The sequence below is a fragment of the Blastococcus jejuensis genome, from assembly GCF_039534705.1.
GTDB lineage: Bacteria > Actinomycetota > Actinomycetes > Mycobacteriales > Geodermatophilaceae > Blastococcus_B > Blastococcus_B jejuensis.
Genome location: NZ_BAAAVV010000001.1, coordinates 268,989 through 287,913 on the forward strand (window position 1 = coordinate 268,989; position 18,925 = coordinate 287,913).

Consider the following 18,925-nt stretch of genomic DNA (forward strand, 5'->3'; position numbering starts at 1 on the left):
GCCCACTCGGCGCGACAGGACCCCGCCTCTACAACAATCGGTTCGTCGCTGCCCACCTCGTGAGCTCGTTGCGGTTGGACAGCTGCAGCTTGCGCAGCACGTTGGACGCGTGCGATTCCACCGTCTTCACCGAGATGAACAGCCGCTGCCCGATCTCCCGGTAGGTGTAGCCGCGGGCCAGCAGCTGCATGACCTCCCGCTCGCGGGCGCTGAGCAGGTCGAGCCCGGGGTCGGTGGCCTCCTCCTCGGCGGGCGCGGGCGCCGCGGCTCCGGCCGAGAACGCGTCCAGCACGAACCCGGCCAGCCGCGGGCTGAAGACGACGTCGCCGTCGGCCACCCGGCGGACGGCGTCGACCAGGTCGGGGCCGGAGATGGTCTTGGTGACGTAGCCGCGCGCGCCGGCCCGGATGACGGCGATGACGTCCTCGGCGGCGTCGGAGACCGACAGCGCCAGCCAGCGGACGTCGGGCAGCTCGGCCCGCAGGGCCTCGAGCACGGCCCGCCCTCCCCCGCCGGGCAGGTGCACGTCGAGCAGGACGACGTCCGGGGTCGTGGCGCGGATGCCCTCGACGGCGGTCTCGACGTCGGGCGCCTCCCCCACGAACGTGACGTCGTCGCCGAGCTCGGCGCGCACCCCCGCGCGCACCATCGCGTGGTCGTCGACCACGAACACCCGTGGTGCGGTCATGACGCGGTCCTCGGCAGCACCAGCTCCACCTCTGTCCCTTCACCGGGGGCGGAGCGGACCTCCGCCGTGCCGCCCAGCCGGGCCAGCCGTCCGCTCACCGAGTCGCGCAGGCCACGCCGGTCGTCGGGCACCGTGGCGGGGTCGAAGCCCTTGCCGCGGTCGCGCACGAACACGGCGACCCGCTCGGGCGTCACCTCGGTGTAGAGGTCCGCGGCGGTGGCACCGGAGTGCTTGGCGGCGTTGACCAGCGCCTCGCGCGTGGCCGCGCCGAGACCGGCGAGCGCGTCGTCGACCGGCGCGTCCCCGACCACCACCGGGTCGACGATCAGCGAGTGGTCGGACTCGACCTCGGCGACCATGCCCGCGACCAACCCGGCCCAGGTGCCGCCCTCGCGGACGGCCTGGGGGTCGTAGAGCCACGCCCGCAGCTCGCGCTCCTGGCCGCGGGCCAGCCGGCTGACCGCCTGCGGCTCGTCGGCGTGCCGCTGGATGAGTGCCAGGGTCTGCAGGACCGAGTCGTGCAGGTGGGCGGCGACGGCGGCGCGCTCCTCCGAGCGGATGCGCGCGGCGCGCTCCTGCGACCGGGAGTCCAGCAGCCGCCGCCAGATCGGCGCCGTCGCCAGGACGACGCCGGTGAGGATGACCAGGGTCGCCGCGAAGCCGTCGCGGGCATCGGCCAGCTGACCCGTCGTGGCCAGTAGCAGCACCACACCACCGGCGGCGAGCACCGCCCCCGCGGCCAGCGCCCAGCGGACACCGGGCACGGCCAGCGTGCGGTCGGTGTCCAGCTGGCGCCAGATGACGGCCAGACCGACCGCGACCAGCACCAAAGGAAGGATGATGTCGCCGCCGCCCCACGAGGACAGCTGCCCCAGGAGCACGACGGCGACGAACGCGATGAGGATCAGCCCGATCCACTGCCGGGTGCCCGTCGGCCGCAGACCGACGGTCGGCGTGCCTTCCTGATCCGGGGTCGCGACCGGCATGGTCAGCCAGAGCAGGCCGTAGGCGACGACGCCGATGCCCGCCGTCGCCAGGACGACGAACGCGATGCGCACGATGAGCGGGTCCTGGCGCAGATGCGCGGCCGTGCCCGCCGCCACCCCGGCCAGCATCCGCCCGTTCCGCGGGCGCACCAGCGGCGGCCGCGCGATGGTCGGGCCGGGTGCTGTCCCGGGCACGGTGGTGGTCACGGTATCGATCGTCGCACCGCCGTCCCCCGGTCCGACACCGGTGATCACCCCCGGAAGGGAACCAGGGTCGGATGGGGGCGTTCCCTGATGGCTCGGCGGCGCTGCGGTCGGCAGGCTCGTGGCATGACATCGGCACCGCCCCCTGCGCCTCCCTCCGTCGACCCACCCCCGGACTGGCAGCCCCCGCCGCCGCCGGCCGGTCCGCCGGTCCGCCCCCAGCTGCGCCGCAGCCGCGGCGACAAGATGATCGGCGGGGTCGCCGGTGGGCTGGCCGAGTACAGCGGCGTGGACGCGCTGCTCTGGCGGGTCGGCTTCGTCGCGCTCGCCCTCGCCGGAGGCAGCGGCGTGATCGTCTACCTGCTGCTGTGGCTGCTCATGCCGGCCGGCCCGGCCGTCCCCGCGTCCGCGGTCGGCGCTCCCGCCGTGACGGCCGTCCGGGCGCCGGCCGGCCCCCGGTCGCCGGTCCCGGGCGTCACGATCGCCGGACTGCTCATCGTCGTCGGCGTCCTGGTCCTGCTCGACCGCTTCACGTTCCTGGACGTCGGCCCGCGCGTCTTCCTCGGCTCGGCCCTGCTGGTGGTCGGCCTCGGGTTGGTGGCCGCGGCGTACAGCGGCGGCCGCCGGGCCCGCGGTGGGCTGATCGCGCTCGGTGTGGTCCTGTCCCTCGCCCTGGTCACCGTCTCGACCGACCCCTGGCGCGGGATCGACCACGGCATCGGCGACCAGACCTTCGTCGCCCGCAGTGCCGCCGACGTGCAGTCCCGCTACCACGGCGGGATCGGGGACCTGCGGATCGACCTGTCCCCGGTCGACGTCAGCGACCTCGACGGCACCATCCGGACCCGTGTGGACGCGGGTGTCGGTGATGTCGACGTCATCGTTCCCCGCGACGCGGACGTCCGGGTGAGCGTCGACTCGGGGCTGGGCTCCGTGGACGTGTTCGACGAGGGCAACAGCAGCGGGTTCTTCGAGGGCTCCGGGTCCGGCTCGTGGGTGGACGACGACGAACCCGAGATCGAACTGTTCGTCAACGCCGGCGTCGGCTCTGTGGAGGTGTCCCGTGGCTGACTACAGCGAGTTCCCGACGACCCCGACCGCCTGGCAGGAAGCGCAGATGCGCGACTGGCAGACCGTCACGCCGCTGGAGACCGAGGACCCCGAATCGCCACGACGCCGCTCGGTCGACCGGGTCGCCCTCGTCCCCGGTGTGTTCTTCATCGTGCTGGCGATCGTGCTCATGACCGGGCTGGACCTCCCGCTGGGGCTCTTCAGCGACGGCGGGATCCTCTGGCTGGTGCTCATCGGCGCAGGTGTGGCGCTGCTGATGAGCGAACTGCGCAAGGCGCGCCGCAGGCGCTGAGAGCAGGGGCGGGCGCGAAGGGCCCGGGGAGCAGCCGCTCCCCGGGCCCTTTTCCGTAACGGCGCGGGGCTGTCCGTTGCGCGGCGGCCCTTCCGGCGCCCACGCTGCGTGCCATGGTCGGCGGCGCCGGACGAGCGGGGTGGCGCTCGGTGGCGGCCCCGCGCTGGCCCGCCCTCCTCACCCTCGGCCTCGCCGGCCTGTCGGTGCCGCTGGCTCTGGTCAACCCGACGGTGTCCGCCGCGCTCGCCGGCGCAGCGCTCACCCTCGCGCTCTACGGCCACCACGTCGCCGCCGGCCCCGCGCGGCGCCTCTACCGGCTGGCCGCAGGGATCGCCGCGTTCGCCGTCGTCCTGCTCGTGGTCCTCGCCGTCAGCAGCCTCTACACGGTGGAATGGAACCAGCACCGGTGAGGGCCGCGGTGGCCCTGGCGATGGTCGGCCTGGTGGTCGCGGCCTGCGGCGCGACGCCCGGTGGCGGGTCGGGGGACGACGTCGTCGGCGAGTGGGAGTTCGTCGCCGGGACGGCGGGGGGTGCTCCCCTGCCGCAGCCGGCCGGGGCGCGGGCGACCCTGACCCTCGACGGCGAGCAGGCCGGCGGGACGTCGTTCTGCAACCACTACAGCTCCGGCTACTCGGTCAGCGGGAACACCATCGAGTTCGCCGGCCTCGGCGGCACGGAGATGGGCTGCGAGCCGGCGATCATGGACGCCGAGGCCCGGTTCATCGGCGCCCTCGGCGCGGTCGACACCGTCGCCGTCGACGGCGAGGACCTGCTGCTGACCGGCGACACCGTGGAGCTGCGCTTCCGGCCGGTACCGCCGGTGCCCACGAGCGAGCTCGTCGGCACGCAGTGGGTGCTGGACACGCTGCTCGACGGCGAGGTCGCGAGCTCGGTCACGGGTGCGCCGCAGCTGCGGCTCGACGCCGACGGCGCCGTGACGGGCAGTACCGGCTGCCGGGAGTTCACCGGGACCTGGACGACCAGCGGTGACCTCGTCGTGCTGTCGGACCTGGACGCCGGGACGGACGAGTGCGCGGAGGGCGTCCGGATCCAGGACGACCACGTGCTGGCGGTCCTGGGCGACGGCTTCCAGGTGACCGTCGAGGAGGACCGGCTCACCGCGCTCGACGCCGACGGCCGCGGACTCGTCTACCGCGAGGCCGGCTAACGCCGGGTCACGATTGCGGCACCAGCCACCGCGACGACGTTGCGGGACCGCGCGGTCCGCCCGCAGGCTTCGATCATGGCCAGAACCCGGAGCGGCACGATCGTGCTGGTCGGCGTGCTGGCGCTGGCCGGATGCGGGTCGACCCCGTCGTCACCGTCACCGCCAGCAGGACCCTCGACGGAAGAACTCCTGGCCGGCGCCTGGGCCGTGCTCGAGGGCACGGCCGCTGGCCGTCCGATCCCGTTGCCCGAGCAGGCTCGGGGAACGATCGAGTTCTCGGGCGACCACCGAGTGAGCGGAACCGCCTTCTGCAACGGCTTCGGCGGCACCTACCGGCTCGACGGACAAGACCTGCTCCTCGAGGACGTCGGCATCACCCTGATCGGGTGCGAGGACGCCGTCGCGGCGGCGGAGAGCGCCTTCGTCGCCGTCGTCTTCGACGGCGCCCTCCGCGCCGCGGTGTCCGGCGACCGGCTGGTGATCACCGGCGCCGGTGGCTCGCTGACCTTCTACCGGCTGCCGCCGGTGCCCGTGGAGGAGGTCGTGGGGACGCGGTGGGTGCTCGAATCCGTGCAGGCGGACGGGACCACATCGGCGGCCGTCGGCCCGTCGGCGGTTCTCGAGCTCCGCGACGACGGATCGGCGACGCTGTCCACCGGTTGCCGGCAGTTCGACGCCTCGTGGCAGGCCGTCGGGGACTCGGTGTCCCTTGGCGAGTACGGCTACGACGACATCGGCTGCGCCGACCCGGTCGGGCGCCAGGACCAGCTCGTACTCGCCATGCTCGGAGGCGGCTTCCAGCTCAGCGTCGACGGCGACACCCTCACCGTCACCGACGTCGACGCCATCGGGTCGCCGCGACCCGTCCTCACCTACCGCGCGATGCAGTGAGTGGAGGAGACTCGTCGACGTCACGACGACGACGCTCCTCCACTATTCCCACTCGATGGTGCCCGGCGGCTTGCTGGTGACGTCGAGCGTGACCCGGTTGACCTCGCGCACCTCGTTGGTGATCCGCGTGGAGATCTTCGCCAGCACGTCGTAGGGCAGGCGGGTCCAGTCGGCGGTCATCGCGTCCTCGCTGGACACCGGCCGCAGGACGATCGGGTGGCCGTAGGTGCGCCCGTCGCCCTGCACGCCGACCGAGCGGACGTCGGCCAGGAGCACCACCGGGCACTGCCAGATCTCCCGGTCGAGCCCGGCGGCGGTCAGCTCGGCGCGGACGATCGCGTCGGCCTTGCGCAGAACGTCGAGCCGCTCCTGGGTGACCTCGCCGACGATCCGGATGCCGAGGCCGGGCCCCGGGAACGGCTGCCGCCAGACCAGCGACTCCGGCAGGCCCAGCTGCAGGCCCACCTCGCGGACCTCGTCCTTGAACAGCGTCCGCAGCGGCTCGACCAGGGTGAACTGCAGGTCCTCGGGCAGGCCACCGACGTTGTGGTGGCTCTTGATGTTCGCCGTCCCGGAGCCGCCGCCGGACTCGACGACGTCGGGGTACAGCGTGCCCTGCACGAGGAAGTCGACGGTCTCGCCGTGGGCCTGGGCGTCGTGGACGACGTCGAGGGCCGCCTGCTCGAAGACCCGGATGAATTCCCGGCCGATGATCTTCCGCTTCTCCTCCGGGTCGGCGACCCCGGCCAGCGCGCTGAGGAACTGCTCGCGCGCGTCGACCACGCGCAGGTCGGCGCCGGTGACGGCGACGAAGTCACGCTCGATCTGCTCGGTCTCGCCCTCGCGCATCAGCCCGTGGTCGACGTAGACGCAGGTGAGCCGGTCGCCGATCGCGCGCTGCACGAGCGCCGCGGCGACGGCGGAGTCGACGCCGCCCGACAGGGCGCAGAGCGCCCGGGCGTCACCGACCCGGGCGCGGATCTGCTCGACCTGCTCCTCGACGACGTTGGCCATCGTCCAGGTCGGCTCGAGGCCGGCGATGTCGAACAGGAAGTGCTCGAGCACCGACTGCCCGTGCGAGGTGTGCCGCACCTCGGGGTGGAACTGGACGCCGGCGAGCTTGCGGTCGACGTCCTCGAACGCGGCGACCGGGGCACCGGTCGACGTCGCGGTCACGGTGAACCCGGGCGGCGCCTGCGAGACGGCGTCCCCGTGGCTCATCCACACCGACTGCTGCACCGGCAGCGAGCCGAACAGCCGTCCCTCGGTGGTGACCGTGAGCGGCGTCCCGCCGTACTCCCGGTCGCCGGTGTGCGCGACCGTGCCGCCCAGGCTCTGAGCCATCGCCTGGAAGCCGTAGCAGATGCCGAACGCCGGGACCCCGGCCTCGAACAACGCGGGATCGACCTGCGGGGCGCCGGGGGCGTAGACGCTCGACGGACCGCCGGAGAGCACGATCGCGGCGGGCTTGCGGGCCAGCACCTCGTCGACCTGCACCTCCGAGGAGACGATCTCGGAGTAGACGCCGGCCTCACGGATGCGCCGGGCGATCAGCTGCGCGTACTGGGCACCGAAGTCGACGACGAGGACGGTCGGGAAGTCCATCAGTCCGCTCGACCACCGATCACGAGATCGACCCGCTGGAACTCCTTGAGGTCGCGGTAGCCGGTCTTGGCCATCGTCCGCGCCAGCGCGCCGAAGAGGTTGCTGCGGCCGTCGGCGGTCGCGGCCGGGCCGAGCAGCACCTGCTCCAGCGGACCCACCGGCTCCACCGGCGCCGAGGCGCCGCCCCGGGGCAACCGCGGGTGCGCGGCGACCGAGTCCCACCAGATGCCGCCGCCCGGCGCCTCGGCGGCGACCCGCAGCGGCTCGCCCAGCTGGACGGCGTCGGCGCCGCAAGCCAGGGCACGGGCGATCGCGCCGCTGGTCTCGATGCGGCCGTTGGCGATGACGTGCACGTACCGCCCGCCGGTCTCGTCGAGGTAGTCGCGCCGGGCGGCGGCCGCGTCGGCGATCGCGCTGGCCAGCGGCACGCGGATGCCCATGACCGCGTCAGCGGTGGAGAAGCTGTCGGCGCCGACACCGACGATCACCCCGGCCGCTCCGGTGCGCATCAGGTGTAGCGCGGTCTGGTAGTTGGCCGCGCCGCCCACGATCACCGGGACGTCGAGGTCGGCGATGAACTCCTTGAGGTTGAGCGCGTCGCCCTGGGTGGTCACGTGCTCGGCGGAGACGATCGTGCCCTGGATGACCAGCAGGTCCACCCCGGCCGACAGTGCCGCCGGGGCGAACTGCAGCGTGTGCTGCGGGGACACGCGAACCGCCGTCGTGACGCCGGAGTCGCGCATCTCCTTGATCCGGGCGGTGATCAGGTCGGGCTGCACCGGCCGGCCGTAGACCTCCTGGAGCAGCGCCACCGGCGGGGCGCCGCCGGCGCCGGCGTCGCGCAGCCGCCGGTACACCGGCGCTGGGTCGTCGTACCGCGTCCACAGGCCTTCGGCGTTCAGGACGCCGAGCCCGCCGGCCTGGCCGACCGCGATCGCGGTGTCGGGGCTGATGACGGCGTCCGACGGGCTGGTGACCAGCGGGATGTCGAACCGGAAGGCGTCGATCTGCCAGGCGGTCGAGACGTCGTCGACGTCGCGGGTGCGCCGGGACGGGACGATCGAGACCTCGTCGAGGTCATAACCGCGCCGGGCGAACCGGTTGAGGCCGATCTCGGCCGTGTCGCGTGCACTCACGTGGTTCACCCTCACCGGCCCCGGTAGTTCGGGGCTTCGACTGTCTGACTGGATGCCTCGGGCCGAACGGTCATCTCGGTCACCGACCCCGGTAGTTCGGGGCTTCGACCGTCATCTGGATGTCGTGCGGGTGGCTCTCGACGAGGCCGGCCGAGGTGATCCGGGTCAGCTGCCCGTGCTCCTGCAGGTAGGCGACCGTGGCCGCTCCGGCGTAGCCCATCGATGCGCGCAGGCCGCCCACCAGCTGGTGCACGACGCCGGCGAGCGGGCCGCGGTAGGGCACCTGGCCCTCGATGCCCTCGGGCACGAGCTTGTCGTCGGAGAGGACGTCGTCGGCGAAGTAGCGATCGCGGCTGAACGACTGGTTGCCGCGCTTCTGCATCGCGCCCAGCGACCCCATGCCGCGGTAGGACTTGTACTGCTTGCCGTTGACGAAGATCAGCTCGCCGGGCGCCTCCTCGACGCCGGCGAACAGCCCGCCGATCATGACCGTGTCGGCCCCGGCGACCAGGGCCTTGGCGATGTCGCCCGAGTACTGCAGTCCGCCGTCGGCGATGACCGGCACCCCGGCCGGCTTCGCGGCGAGGGATGCCTCGTGGATGGCGCTGATCTGCGGAACGCCGACCCCGGCCACGACGCGGGTGGTGCAGATCGAGCCCGGGCCGACGCCGACCTTCACCGCGTCGACGCCCGCGTCGATCAGCGCCTGGGCGCCGGCGCGCGTGGCGATGTTGCCCCCGATGACCTGGACGCCGCCCTCGCCGCCGAAGTCCTTCCTCACCCGGGCGATCATGTCCAGCACGGCCCGCTGGTGGCCGTGCGCGGTGTCGACGACGAGCACGTCGACACCGGCGTCGACCAGCAGCCCGGCGCGCTTGTAGGCGTCCTCCCCCACACCGACGGCGGCGCCGACGACGAGCCGGCCGTCGTCGTCCTTGGTGGAGTGCGGGTACTGGTCGCGCTTGACGAAGTCCTTGACGGTGATCAGCCCGCGCAGCCGGCCGGCCTCGTCGACCAGCGGGAGCTTCTCGACCTTGTGCTGCGAGAGCAGGGCCAGCGCGGTGTCGGGGTCGACGCCGACCGGCGCGGTGACCAGCGGCATCGGCGTCATCACGTCGCGGACGAGCCGGTGCTGGTCGGTCTCGAACCGCATGTCCCGGTTGGTGACGATGCCGACGAGGACGCCCTCGGCGTCGACGACGGGCGCGCCGGAGATGCGGTAGCGGGCCGAGAGCGCGTCCACCTCGGCGAGGCTGTTGTCCGGGGAGCAGGTGACCGGGTTGGTGACCATGCCGGCCTCGGACCGCTTCACCAGGTCGACCTGGCCCGCCTGGTCCTCGGCGGCCAGGTTGCGGTGCAGCACGCCCATGCCGCCGGCACGGGCCATGGCGATGGCCATGCGCGCCTCGGTCACGGTGTCCATCGCGCTGGAGAGCAGCGGGACGGCGAGCCGGATCGAGCGGGTGACCCGGCTGCTGGTGTCCACCTCGGCCGGGACGACGTCGGAGGCACCGGGGATGAGCAGGACGTCGTCGTAGGTGAGGCCGAGCGGGGCGAACTTCGCCGGCAGCTCGGACACGCGATCGTCGGGCTGCATGAAGCCGCCACCCCTTCGAGACGGGACCGCCGCCCTCGTGGGCGCGCGGGTTGCGCCCCCGATCGTAGGCGGCGACGCGAATCGGTCGATGTGATCCCCGTCGGGCACTACCGTGGGGCCGTGACTCCGTTCGACGACGCCTCCGGTCCCGATTTCGGGCCAGCCGACGCACCGCCTCCGCTGACGATGGAGGAGCGGGCCGGTGTCCTCGACGACCTGGCCGAGCTCGAGGTGTTCCGCACCCTGCTGGAGCCGACCGGCATCAAGGGCATCGTGGTCGACTGCCCCGACTGCGACGAGGAGCACCACGTCGACTGGGCGCTCATGCAGTCGAACCTGCGCCAGCTGCTCGACGAGGGCCAGACCGGCCGGCACGAGCCCCCGTTCGACCCCGACCCCGACGACTACGTCAGCTGGGACTACGCCAGCGGCTATGCCGACGGCGTGGCCGCGATGGCCGAGCACGAGGAGCCGAGCGGCCGCCACGGCGGCGGCAAGCACGCCCGCGAAGAATGACCAGCAGAAAGCACTGATCGCGCCGAGTGGGCCATGACACTGCGATCCTCCGGATCGCACCGCGGCCAGGTGCCGTCCCCCTGCGGCGTTGAGCCGCTGCGTCGCGGCTGCGCGGAACCCTCCGGGCCCCACTCGCCGCGACAAGGCAGGAACTACCTCAGGTCATCATCCCGCGGCGGAAGCCGGTCGCCACGGCCTCGGCGCGGTCCTTGGCGCCGAGCTTGCGGAACAGCCGCCGGGCGTGGGTCTTGATGGTGTCCTCGGACAGGTAGAGCTCGCGCCCGATCTGGGCGTTGCTCTTGCCCTGGCTCATGCCGGTGAGCACCTGCATCTCGCGCATCGACAGCGTCACCGTCGGCGTGGCCTCGCGCACCGCGGCCCGCACCGTCGTCGGGGCCGAGCCGGCCAGCGGGGCAGCACCGCTCCAGGCCGGCACGGCGCCGGGCTGCTGCGGGATGCGGACCCCGTCGGCGCGCAGCCCGACGCGGGACAGACCCAGGCCCATCTCGATCGGGCTGGCGTCCCAGCGCAGGTAGCCACGGGCACCGAAGGCGACGGCGGCCCGGACGCTCTCGGCGTCGTCGGGGGCGCCGAGGACCAGCACGTTGAGGCCCGGGTGGGCGCGCAGCGCCTGGGTGGCGGCGGACAGACCGGTGTCGACGGCACGCTGGGTGCCGACGAGGAGGACGTCGGGCGTACGGGTCGCCAGCCGCGACAGGAGCGAGGCGCCGTCACCGACGACCTCGACCCGGCCGACGAACGGCAGCGCCACGAGGCGCGAGGCGACGTCGTCCCGAACCCGGCGACGCTCGTCGTACACCCAGACGGTGGCCCCGTTCACGGGCCCGCGCATCCTGTCGTCGATCAAGCCAGCTCCTCCGGTCACCCGTCCGCGAGCGGTCGGGTCGTGAAACCTGCCGGGGTGCGCCCGGCCGGGTGTCGCTCGGGCGGGGGCTCCCCACCCGGGGAACACCCACCTCCGCGCTGGTCGTGCGCGGAATCCGGGTTCTCCCCCTCCCGGATTCGGCACGTCCGAGAACCACCTTGATCGACTCCAGGGGTGTGCGACAGGAGCCCTCACCCCCGGGGGTGAGGGACCCGTCACGAGGGGTCGGAAGGAAATTCGTCCGAAAAGTTGCGATCACGACGTGTTTGACCATGCGGGGCTACGGGCACCGGCCACCTGCAGCCGGACAGCCCCCCTCCGGCTCACCCGAGTCCTGGAGGAGACATGGCTGATATCCGCAGACTCCCGACGCCCGTCGCCGAGGTCTGGGACTGGCAGCTCCATGGCGCGTGCCGTGGCGAGAACACGTCCCTCTTCTTCCACCCCGACGGTGAGCGCGGGCCGGCTCGGGCCCGGCGGCAGACCGCGGCCAAGGCGGTGTGCGCCCGGTGCCCGGTCATCGATGCGTGCCTCAAGCACGCGCTGTCGGTGCGGGAGCCCTACGGGGTGTGGGGTGGCATGAGCGAGGAGGAGCGGGCACGGCTGATCGCAGCCGAACCTGCCGCCGTCGCCGCGGGGGTCTGAGGACTCGTCGCCGGCGCCTGACCAGGCGGCGCCGGCGGCTGAACAGAGCGACGTACGAGAGAGGGCCGGTCCAGCGTCTGCTGGACCGGCCCTCTCTGCGTCAGGCCCCGTCCAGAGGCTCACGCCGAGCGCAGCGAGGCGTGAGGGGGACGGGGTCCTTTCTCAGTGGCTGTGGCCGTGACCGCCGTGCGAGTGCCCGTGGGTGTGGTGCCCGCCGCCGTGGTTGTGCTCCTCCTCGGCCGGCTTCTCGACGATCGCCGAGTCGGTCGTGAGCACCATCGCCGCGATCGAGACGGCGTTGCCCAGCGCGGCCTTCGTGACCTTCACCGGGTCGATGACGCCCTGCTTGGCCAGGTCGCCGAACTCACCGGTGGCGGCGTTGAAGCCGTTGCCGACGCCGAGCTCGCGCACCTTGCTGACGACGACACGGCCCTCGAACCCGGCGTTCTCCGCGATCCGGGCCAACGGGGCGTCCAGCGCCGCGCGGACGACGCGGGCACCGGTGAGCTCGTCACCGGTCAGGTCGAGCGCGTCGATCGCCGTCACGGCGTGCACCAGGGCGGAACCGCCGCCGGGGATGACACCCTCCTCGACCGCCGCGCGGGTGGCGGCGATGGCGTCCTCGATGCGGTGCTTGCGCTCCTTGAGCTCCACCTCGGTCGCGGCGCCGACACGGATGACGCCGATGCCACCGGCGAGCTTGGCGAGGCGCTCCTGGAGCTTCTCGCGGTCCCAGTCGGAGTCCGTCGCCTCGATCTCGCGGCGGATCTGGGCGATCCGGTCGCCGATGGCGTCCGTGGTCCCGCCGCCGTCCACGATCGTGGTGGCGTCCTTGGTGACCGTGACCCGCCGCGCGGTGCCGAGCACCTCGAGACCGACCTGGTCGAGCTTGAGACCGACGTCCTCGCTGACCACCTGACCACCGGTGACGACGGCGAGGTCGGTCATGAACGCCTTGCGGCGGTCACCGAAGAACGGCGACTTCACGGCCACGGCCTTGATGGTCTTGCGGATGGAGTTGACGACGAGGGTCGACAGCGCCTCGCCCTCGACGTCCTCGGCGACGATGAGCAGCGGCTGGCCGCCGGTGCCGAGCACCTTCTCGAGCAGGGGCAGCAGGTCGGCCAGAGCGCCGATCTTGCCGCTGACCAGCAGCACCAGGGCGTCGTCCAGGACGGCCTCCATGGCCTCCTGGTCGGTCACGAAGTACGGCGAGAGGTAGCCCTTGTCGAACTGGAGACCCTCGGTGACCTCGAGCTCGGTGGTCATCGTGTTGCTCTCCTCGACGGTGATGACACCGTCCTTGCCGACGCGCTCCATCGCCTCGCCGATCAGCTCGCCGATCACCTCGTCCTGCGCGGAGATGGTGGCGACGCCGGCGATGTCGGCGCGCGCGTCGACCGGGGTGGCGGCGGCGTCGAGGGCGGCGTCCACCGCGTCGACGGCGGCGCGCATGCCACGGCCCAGGGCCAGCGGGTTGGCACCGGCGGCGACGTTCCTCATGCCCTCGTGCACCAGGGCCTGCGCCAGCACCGTGGCGGTCGTCGTGCCGTCACCGGCCACGTCATTGGTCTTGGTGGCGACGCTCTTGGCCAGCTGCGCGCCGAGGTTCTCGTACGGGTCGTCGAGCTCGACCTCACGGGCGATGGTGACGCCGTCGTTGGTGATGGTCGGGGCACCGAACTTCTTGTCGATGACGACGTTGCGCCCGCGCGGACCGAGGGTCACCTTGACCGTGTCCGCCAGCTTGTCGACGCCGCGCTCGAGTGCGCGCCGGGCGTCCTCGTTGAACTTGATGATCTTGGCCATGCGGGCCTCTCTCCAAGGAAAGTGCGGGGTGGGACGACGACCGCCCCGGGACCCGGGAAGTTCGGGTCGCCGGGGCGGTCGCCTGCGAGCTGTGTGCTCAGAGGTGGAGAGAGGTCACTTCTCCACGACGGCGAGCAGGTCGCGGGCGGAGAGCACGAGGTACTCCTCGCCGGCGTACTTGACCTCGGTGCCGCCGTACTTGGAGTAGATGACCACGTCGCCCACGGAGACGTCGAGCGGGACGCGGTTGCCGTTGTCGTCGATGCGGCCGGGGCCGACGGCGACGACGGTGCCCTCCTGGGGCTTCTCCTTGGCGGTGTCCGGGATGACCAGACCGGAGGCGGTGGTGGTCTCGGCCTCGTTGGCCTGGACCACGACCCGGTCCTCCAGCGGCTTGATGTTGACCTTGGTAGCGGTCGTCACGTCGGTGACGCCCCCTTCGGTGTCGGACGGCTGGGGCTATTGCTTGGGGTGGTGCTGGTGGTGCTGATGCTGTGGCACGGGTTCTGATGACCTGCCGTCGCGGGGGTCAGGCGTCAGCCCGTGTCGATTGGCACTCTACCCACGAGAGTGCCAGCCGCTCAACCGGGTCCCCGGGGCGGGTGACGTAGCGTCCGCGACATGCGGGCACCGCGCTACCTCCACCCGGCTCACCTGCAGGTCGTCGCCGGCGAGCTGTGGGTGATCGATGCGGTCCAGCCCGTCGCCGCGGTCGTCGAACCGGCGACCGGTGAGCTGGACCGGCTGGTCGGTTGGCCCCAGGTCCCGCCGTGGCACGACGCGTCCGAGAGGGAGTGGCGGACGCTCTCGGACGGCGATGCCCTCTGGGTCCAGTCGGGCTTCGGACCGCCGGCGCGGGTGGCACCGGACGGCACGGTCGTCGTCGCCACCGTGCGGACCACCGGCACCCCGGAACGGTGGCGACTGGCCGCGGCCGGCCCCGGGGGCGCGTGGCTGGCCACGGATCCCCCGCTGCAGGACCTGGCCGACGCGGCGGACGCTCCTCCGCCGTGGGGGACGGCGAGCAGGCTCCTCGCGGCCTCGGCGAGCGGCGAGGTCCGCGAGGTCGTCGTCGAGCACGGCGTCCACGACGTCCTCGGTGGGGACGACGGGGTGCTGATCCAGGTCGACACCGGGCGGGGCGAGCGGCGGGACCTCGGCCAGGGCACCTGGAGCTGGGAGCCCGCGCACGAGTGGCTGCTGGTGCCGTGGACCGACCAGGCGCAGGTCGTCTCGACCGCGACGCACCGCACGGTGCCGCCGCCCCGGCTCGCGTCGCCGCGGCTTCCCGGCTGGTCCTTCCTGTGGCACGACCCCGACGCCGAGGACGACGGGCCGTACGGGGCGCGGCGGTCGGACGTGTCCGGGGACCTGAGCTGGCACCTCGGCTGGGAGGGCTCCGGCAGCACGCCGCGCCGGGCCGTGGCGACCGGACACGACGCGACCGGCCGTCGCGAGGCCCTGCGCGTCGACCTGGGTCCCGGCACGGTGCTCGCCGCGCTCGGTACGCACGATCGGCTCTACGTGGCGCTCGCCGGCCGGCAGGGCCCCGGGGCGCTGGTGGCCGTCGACCCGGGGACCGGCGCGGTCACCGAGGTGCTCGACGCCGGCTCCGTCGACGTGGCGGCGTACTGCCGTCCGCAGGGGCCCGCCCCGGCCGACCTCCGCTCGTACGCCCGTTACTGGCTGCGCTACTGGGCGGACGAGGCAGGCGTCGTCGAGCCGTTCGAGACGGGCATGTCCAACGCCCGGGCCGAGCTGACCGGCGACTGGCCGTCGACGACGGTCGAGGTCACGTTCGACTGGGCGTCGCGTCCCGGCGTGCGGCTGCGTCGCCGCGTGCCGCTGTTCGACGAGCTGGGCCGGCACACGCCGCCCGAGTACTCCAGCCTGCACCTCGGCGAGGACCTGGCGACGGGGCAGGTCCCGCCCGCACCGGCCGACGGCGGGTTCCTCGACCTGTGACGTCCCTCGATGACCTGCGCTGGCTGCGCTCCGACGACGGTGCGGCGGCCACGACGCTGGCCGCTCGGCTCCAGGCCGACGGCGTCGATCTGCTGCCCGGCCTGGCCCGGCTGCGGGCGGAGGCCGGTCCCGACCACGCCGGTCCGGCCTGGGAGCTGGCCCGGCTGCGCGCCCGCGCCCGCCCCGCGTTCGGGCCCGACGCCGACCGTCTGTTCCTGACCGCCGACGCCCTCGAGCAGGCCGGACGCCCGGAGCTGGCGGCCCGTCGGGCGGCCCGCCTGCTGGCCGGCGGGTCGGCGCGGGCCGCCGACCTCGGGTGCGCGGCCGGCACCGATGCCGTCGCGCTGGCCCGGGCCGGGGCTTCGGTGGTCGCCGTCGACCGCGACCCGGTGGCGCGGGCACTGACCACGGCGAACGCCGAGGCGCTCGGCGTCGCCGACCGCGTCCAGGTGCTCGACGCCGACGTCGTCGACCTGGTCGCCGCGGCGGACGGGGAGGTCGCCGGGTGCGGTGCCGCGACGCTCGACCCGGCCCGGCGGGCCGGCGGACGGCGGCAGCTGGACCCGGACCGCTGGTCGCCGCCGTGGTCGACGGTCGTGGCGCTGCTGGACCGGGTGCCGACGGTGGTGGTGAAGGTGGCGCCCGGCCTCGACCACGACCGCGTCCCCGCCGGCGTGGAGGCGGAGTGGGTGTCGGTCGGCGGCTCGATCGTCGAGGCGCTGCTCTGGGGTCGCGGCCCGTCGGCCACCTGGCGCCGCGCGACCCTCGTGCGCGACGGCGACATCTGCGAGCTCACGGCGGAGTCCGACCCGGGACCGGCCGACGTCGCGCCGGTGCGCGGCTGGCTGCACGAGCCCGACCCCGCCGTCATCCGCTCCGGGCTCGTGTCACTGGTGGCCGCGGACCTCGGCGCGACCCTGGTCGACCCGACGATCGCCTACCTGACCTCCGATGCGGCCGTGGCCTCCCCGTGGGTCAGCTCGTACCGCGTCGACGACGTCCTGCCGTTCAACCTCAAGAAGCTCAGGGCGCTGCTGCGGTCGCGCGGGATCGGCCGGGTCGTGGTCAAGAAGCGGGGCTCGCCGATCGAGCCGGAGACCCTCGCCCGGCAGCTGAGAGGGCCTGGGAGCGCCTCCGCCGTCGTCGTGGTCACCCGGGTGGCCGGGGCGCCGACCGTGCTGGTGTGCGCGACGGCATGAGGAAGGACCCCGTCCCTCTCACCCCTCGCAGGCTCGGGGTGAGCCTCCGGACGGGGCCGCCCGGGTCGTCAGCGGCTCACCGTCTCGATCGGCAGCGAGCTGTCGGCGCCCAGCGCCGGGTCCGACGGCGCGATGCCGGCGGAGACCAGCCGGGAGCCGAGCGCGGCCACCATCGCGCCGTTGTCGGTGCACAGGCGCGGGCTCGGCACGCGCAGCACGATGCCGGCCGCGGCGCAGCGCTCCTCGGCCAGCGCCCGCAGCCGCGAGTTGGCCGCCACACCGCCGCCGAGCACGAGGTGGTCGACCCCGTGGTCGCGGCAGGCGCGCACCGCCTTGGCGGTGAGCACGTCGGCGACCGCCTCCTGGAACGAGGCGGCGACGTCGGCGACCGGCACCGGCTCCCCCGCCCGCTGCCGCGCCTCGACCCACCGGGCGACGGCGGTCTTCAGACCGGAGAACGAGAAGTCGTAGGGCGCGTCGCGGGGGCCGGTGAGTCCGCGCGGGAAGCCGATCGCCGCCGGGTCGCCTTCCCGGGCCGCCCGGTCGATCGGCGGGCCGCCGGGGAACGGCAGCCCCAGCACGCGCGCCACCTTGTCGAACGCCTCGCCCGCCGCGTCGTCGACCGTGCGGCCCAGCGACTGCACGTCCTGGCTCAGGTCGGGGACGAGCAGCAGCGAGCTGTGCCCACCGGAGACGAGCAGCGCGATCGTTGGCTCGGCCAGCGGCCCGTGCTGCAGCTCGTCGACGGCGACGTGCGCGGCCAGGTGGTTGACGCCGTACAGCGGCTTGCCCAGCGCCAGCGCGTACGCCTTCGCGGCGGCGACGCCGACGAGCAGCGCGCCGGTCAGCCCCGGCCCGGAGGTCACCGCGACCGCGTCGACGTCGTCGATCGTGGCCCCGGCGTCGGCCAGCGCCCGGTGCACGGTCGGCACCATCGCCTCGAGGTGCGCCCGCGACGCGATCTCGGGGACGACGCCGCCGAACCGCTCGTGCTCGGCCACCGACGTCGCCAGGGCGTCGGCGAGCAGCGTGTGCCCGCGGACGAGCCCGACCCCCGTCTCGTCGCACGACGTCTCGAACCCGAGCACCAACGGCTCGTCGCTCACGGCCTCGTCTCCCTGTCCCTGGTCGCTCCCGCGGGGCGCCCCGCTCCTCGCTCGTTCCTCGCTGCGATGCTCACGCCCCTGTCCGCTCCCGCCGCATCACCACGGCGTCCGTGCCGCTGGGCTGGTAGTACCGGCGCCGCCGGCCGATCTCGGTGAACCCCCGCCGCCGGTAGAGGCCCTGCGCCACCTCGTTGTCGGCGCGGACCTCGAGCAGCACCATCGGGACGCCCCGCCGGTCGGACTCGGCGAGCAGCGCATCGAGCAGCAGCGAGCCGAGCCCCTCCCCCTGCCGGTCGAGGGCCACCCCGAGCGTGGCGATGTGCGCCTCGTCGTCGTAGGCGATCAGCCCGCCGTAGCCGACGACCCCCGACCCGTTCTCCGCCACCAGGTAGTGCCGGGTGCCGGCCTGGGCCAGCTCGTCGCGGTACATCGCCGCCGTCCAGGTGTCGGGCGCGAAGAGGTCCTCCTCGAGCCGCATGATCACCGGCAGGTCGTCGACGGTCATGGCGCGCAGCAGCACCGTCATGCCTGCGACACAGCCTTGATGGTGGTCGGCGGGGTGGCGTCGGGACGGCGCAGGTAGAGCGGCAGCAGGGGGCCGGCCGACGACGGGTCGGCCAGCTGTGGCCCGGCGGCCCGCAGCAGTCCCGCCGTCGTCACCTCGGCCCGGTCGACGGGCGCCCCCAGCCGCTCGGCGAAGGCGGGGTCGCCGACGTACGGCCCGGGTCGGCCCAGCTCCTCGGGGCGGACGACCGCCGGCCCGTCCACGCGGCGGCCGTCGGCGTCGTAGGCGGCCCAGTAGACCTCCTTGCGGCGGGCGTCGGTGACGACGGTCCGCGCGCCGGTGCCGACGGCGTCGAGGGAGCAGACCCCGACGACGGGCAGGCCGCGGGCGTCGGCGATCGCCGCGGCGGTGACCACCCCGACCCGCAGGCCGGTGAAGGGGCCGGGCCCGAGCCCGGTGACGACGGCGTCCAGGTCGGCCATGGCCAGGCCGGCGTCGGCGAGCACCGCGGTGATGGCCGGGGTGAGCAGCTCGGCGTGCTTGGTGCCCGACGGGACGGCGCGCTCGGCGAGCACCTCGGCGCCCCCGTCCGGGGTCCACCGCGCGATCCCGGCGACGAGGGTCGGCGTGGCGGTGTCGAGAGCGAGGACGAGCAC

20 protein-coding genes are annotated in these 18,925 nt (G+C 73.8%); 9 read left to right on the top strand and 11 right to left on the bottom strand.

Going from position 1 to position 18,925, the window contains the following annotated elements:
• Positions 1 to 28 precede the first annotated feature (28 nt).
• Positions 29 to 688 (bottom strand): response regulator, encoded by a 660-nt coding sequence (locus ABD644_RS01210; RefSeq protein WP_344686656.1) that lies wholly within the window; start codon positions 686 to 688, stop codon positions 29 to 31.
• On the bottom strand, positions 685 to 1,881 hold the full coding sequence (locus tag ABD644_RS01215) for an ATP-binding protein (protein WP_344686657.1): 1,197 nt from the start codon (positions 1,879 to 1,881) through the stop codon (positions 685 to 687). Before ABD644_RS01215 ends, ABD644_RS01210 begins: the two co-directional genes overlap by 4 nt.
• Positions 1,882 to 2,004: 123 nt before the next feature.
• Between ABD644_RS01215 and ABD644_RS01220 the strand changes: the two genes are divergently transcribed.
• The 5 genes from ABD644_RS01220 to ABD644_RS01240 all read left to right on the top strand — a co-directional run bounded on the left by ABD644_RS01220 (position 2,005) and on the right by ABD644_RS01240 (position 5,300).
• Positions 2,005 to 2,949, top strand: coding sequence for a PspC domain-containing protein (locus ABD644_RS01220; RefSeq protein ID WP_344686658.1), 945 nt, complete (start codon positions 2,005 to 2,007; stop codon positions 2,947 to 2,949).
• Entirely contained in the window at positions 2,942 to 3,241 is a 300-nt protein-coding gene (locus ABD644_RS01225; protein WP_344686659.1) for a hypothetical protein, read from the top strand. The genes ABD644_RS01220 and ABD644_RS01225 overlap by 8 nt, the downstream gene beginning before the upstream one ends.
• A 113-nt stretch (positions 3,242 to 3,354) precedes the next feature.
• Positions 3,355 to 3,651, top strand: a complete 297-nt coding sequence (locus ABD644_RS01230; RefSeq protein WP_344686660.1) for a hypothetical protein — start codon at positions 3,355 to 3,357, stop codon at positions 3,649 to 3,651.
• On the top strand, positions 3,648 to 4,409 hold the full coding sequence (locus tag ABD644_RS01235) for an META domain-containing protein (RefSeq protein WP_344686661.1): 762 nt from the start codon (positions 3,648 to 3,650) through the stop codon (positions 4,407 to 4,409). Before ABD644_RS01230 ends, ABD644_RS01235 begins: the two co-directional genes overlap by 4 nt.
• A 75-nt stretch (positions 4,410 to 4,484) precedes the next feature.
• Positions 4,485 to 5,300: an META domain-containing protein gene (locus ABD644_RS01240; RefSeq protein WP_344686662.1), complete on the top strand. Its 816-nt coding sequence runs from the start codon at positions 4,485 to 4,487 to the stop codon at positions 5,298 to 5,300.
• 42 nt (positions 5,301 to 5,342) lie between these two features.
• Here ABD644_RS01240 and guaA read toward each other — a convergent pair whose 3' ends face one another.
• The 3 genes from guaA to guaB form a co-directional block, all read right to left on the bottom strand.
• Positions 5,343 to 6,905 (bottom strand): glutamine-hydrolyzing GMP synthase, encoded by a 1,563-nt coding sequence (gene guaA, locus ABD644_RS01245; RefSeq protein ID WP_344686663.1) that lies wholly within the window; start codon positions 6,903 to 6,905, stop codon positions 5,343 to 5,345.
• Positions 6,905 to 8,041, bottom strand: a complete 1,137-nt coding sequence (locus tag ABD644_RS01250; protein WP_344686664.1) for a GuaB3 family IMP dehydrogenase-related protein — start codon at positions 8,039 to 8,041, stop codon at positions 6,905 to 6,907. The genes guaA and ABD644_RS01250 overlap by 1 nt, the downstream gene beginning before the upstream one ends.
• A gap of 79 nt (positions 8,042 to 8,120) precedes the next feature.
• Entirely contained in the window at positions 8,121 to 9,638 is a 1,518-nt protein-coding gene (guaB, locus tag ABD644_RS01255) for an IMP dehydrogenase (protein WP_344686665.1), read from the bottom strand.
• Between the two features lie 120 nt (positions 9,639 to 9,758).
• Between guaB and ABD644_RS01260 the strand changes: the two genes are divergently transcribed.
• Positions 9,759 to 10,154: a DUF5319 family protein gene (locus ABD644_RS01260; RefSeq protein WP_344686666.1), complete on the top strand. Its 396-nt coding sequence runs from the start codon at positions 9,759 to 9,761 to the stop codon at positions 10,152 to 10,154.
• Positions 10,155 to 10,311: 157 nt separating this feature from the next.
• Here ABD644_RS01260 and ABD644_RS01265 read toward each other — a convergent pair whose 3' ends face one another.
• Positions 10,312 to 11,022: a response regulator transcription factor gene (locus ABD644_RS01265; RefSeq protein ID WP_425547347.1), complete on the bottom strand. Its 711-nt coding sequence runs from the start codon at positions 11,020 to 11,022 to the stop codon at positions 10,312 to 10,314.
• A 363-nt stretch (positions 11,023 to 11,385) separates the two neighbouring features.
• On the opposite strand from ABD644_RS01265, the gene ABD644_RS01270 reads away from it, so the two are divergent.
• The gene (locus ABD644_RS01270) at positions 11,386 to 11,685 is read left to right on the top strand and encodes a WhiB family transcriptional regulator (protein WP_246982601.1); all 300 of its coding nucleotides are present in this window, start codon (positions 11,386 to 11,388) and stop codon (positions 11,683 to 11,685) included.
• Between the two features lie 162 nt (positions 11,686 to 11,847).
• Here the strand turns inward: ABD644_RS01270 and groL are convergent, their stop codons facing one another.
• Positions 11,848 to 13,494: a chaperonin GroEL gene (gene groL / locus ABD644_RS01275; RefSeq protein WP_344686667.1), complete on the bottom strand. Its 1,647-nt coding sequence runs from the start codon at positions 13,492 to 13,494 to the stop codon at positions 11,848 to 11,850.
• A 114-nt stretch (positions 13,495 to 13,608) separates the two neighbouring features.
• Positions 13,609 to 13,917 (bottom strand): co-chaperone GroES, encoded by a 309-nt coding sequence (gene groES / locus ABD644_RS01280; protein WP_344686668.1) that lies wholly within the window; start codon positions 13,915 to 13,917, stop codon positions 13,609 to 13,611.
• Positions 13,918 to 14,115: 198 nt separating this feature from the next.
• Between groES and ABD644_RS01285 the strand changes: the two genes are divergently transcribed.
• Both ABD644_RS01285 and ABD644_RS01290 read left to right on the top strand, forming a co-directional pair.
• Positions 14,116 to 15,459, top strand: coding sequence for a hypothetical protein (locus ABD644_RS01285; protein WP_344686669.1), 1,344 nt, complete (start codon positions 14,116 to 14,118; stop codon positions 15,457 to 15,459).
• Positions 15,456 to 16,658, top strand: coding sequence for a class I SAM-dependent methyltransferase (locus ABD644_RS01290; protein WP_344686670.1), 1,203 nt, complete (start codon positions 15,456 to 15,458; stop codon positions 16,656 to 16,658). The genes ABD644_RS01285 and ABD644_RS01290 overlap by 4 nt, the downstream gene beginning before the upstream one ends.
• A 68-nt stretch (positions 16,659 to 16,726) precedes the next feature.
• Here ABD644_RS01290 and tsaD read toward each other — a convergent pair whose 3' ends face one another.
• The 3 genes from tsaD to tsaB all read right to left on the bottom strand — a co-directional run bounded on the left by tsaD (position 16,727) and on the right by tsaB (position 18,925).
• Positions 16,727 to 17,764: a tRNA (adenosine(37)-N6)-threonylcarbamoyltransferase complex transferase subunit TsaD gene (tsaD, locus tag ABD644_RS01295; RefSeq protein WP_344686671.1), complete on the bottom strand. Its 1,038-nt coding sequence runs from the start codon at positions 17,762 to 17,764 to the stop codon at positions 16,727 to 16,729.
• 70 nt (positions 17,765 to 17,834) lie between these two features.
• Complete coding sequence (gene rimI / locus ABD644_RS01300; protein ID WP_344686672.1) at positions 17,835 to 18,290, bottom strand: ribosomal protein S18-alanine N-acetyltransferase; 456 nt, start codon at positions 18,288 to 18,290, stop codon at positions 17,835 to 17,837.
• Entirely contained in the window at positions 18,287 to 18,925 is a 639-nt protein-coding gene (gene tsaB, locus ABD644_RS01305) for a tRNA (adenosine(37)-N6)-threonylcarbamoyltransferase complex dimerization subunit type 1 TsaB (RefSeq protein WP_344686673.1), read from the bottom strand. The genes rimI and tsaB overlap by 4 nt, the downstream gene beginning before the upstream one ends.

Bases quoted from the DNA above. Each gene is read 5' to 3' on its own strand.
- guaB (WP_344686665.1), bottom strand. From the start codon at position 9,638: ATGCAGCCCGACGATCGCGTGTCCGAGCTGCCGGCGAAGTTCGCCCCG.
- ABD644_RS01220 (WP_344686658.1), top strand. From the start codon at position 2,005: ATGACATCGGCACCGCCCCCTGCGCCTCCCTCCGTCGACCCACCCCCG.
- ABD644_RS01285 (WP_344686669.1), top strand. From the start codon at position 14,116: ATGCGGGCACCGCGCTACCTCCACCCGGCTCACCTGCAGGTCGTCGCC.
- ABD644_RS01240 (WP_344686662.1), top strand. From the start codon at position 4,485: ATGGCCAGAACCCGGAGCGGCACGATCGTGCTGGTCGGCGTGCTGGCG.
- ABD644_RS01210 (WP_344686656.1), bottom strand. From the start codon at position 688: ATGACCGCACCACGGGTGTTCGTGGTCGACGACCACGCGATGGTGCGC.
- rimI (WP_344686672.1), bottom strand. From the start codon at position 18,290: ATGACGGTGCTGCTGCGCGCCATGACCGTCGACGACCTGCCGGTGATC.
- ABD644_RS01270 (WP_246982601.1), top strand. From the start codon at position 11,386: ATGGCTGATATCCGCAGACTCCCGACGCCCGTCGCCGAGGTCTGGGAC.
- ABD644_RS01230 (WP_344686660.1), top strand. From the start codon at position 3,355: ATGGTCGGCGGCGCCGGACGAGCGGGGTGGCGCTCGGTGGCGGCCCCG.
- groL (WP_344686667.1), bottom strand. From the start codon at position 13,494: ATGGCCAAGATCATCAAGTTCAACGAGGACGCCCGGCGCGCACTCGAG.
- guaA (WP_344686663.1), bottom strand. From the start codon at position 6,905: ATGGACTTCCCGACCGTCCTCGTCGTCGACTTCGGTGCCCAGTACGCG.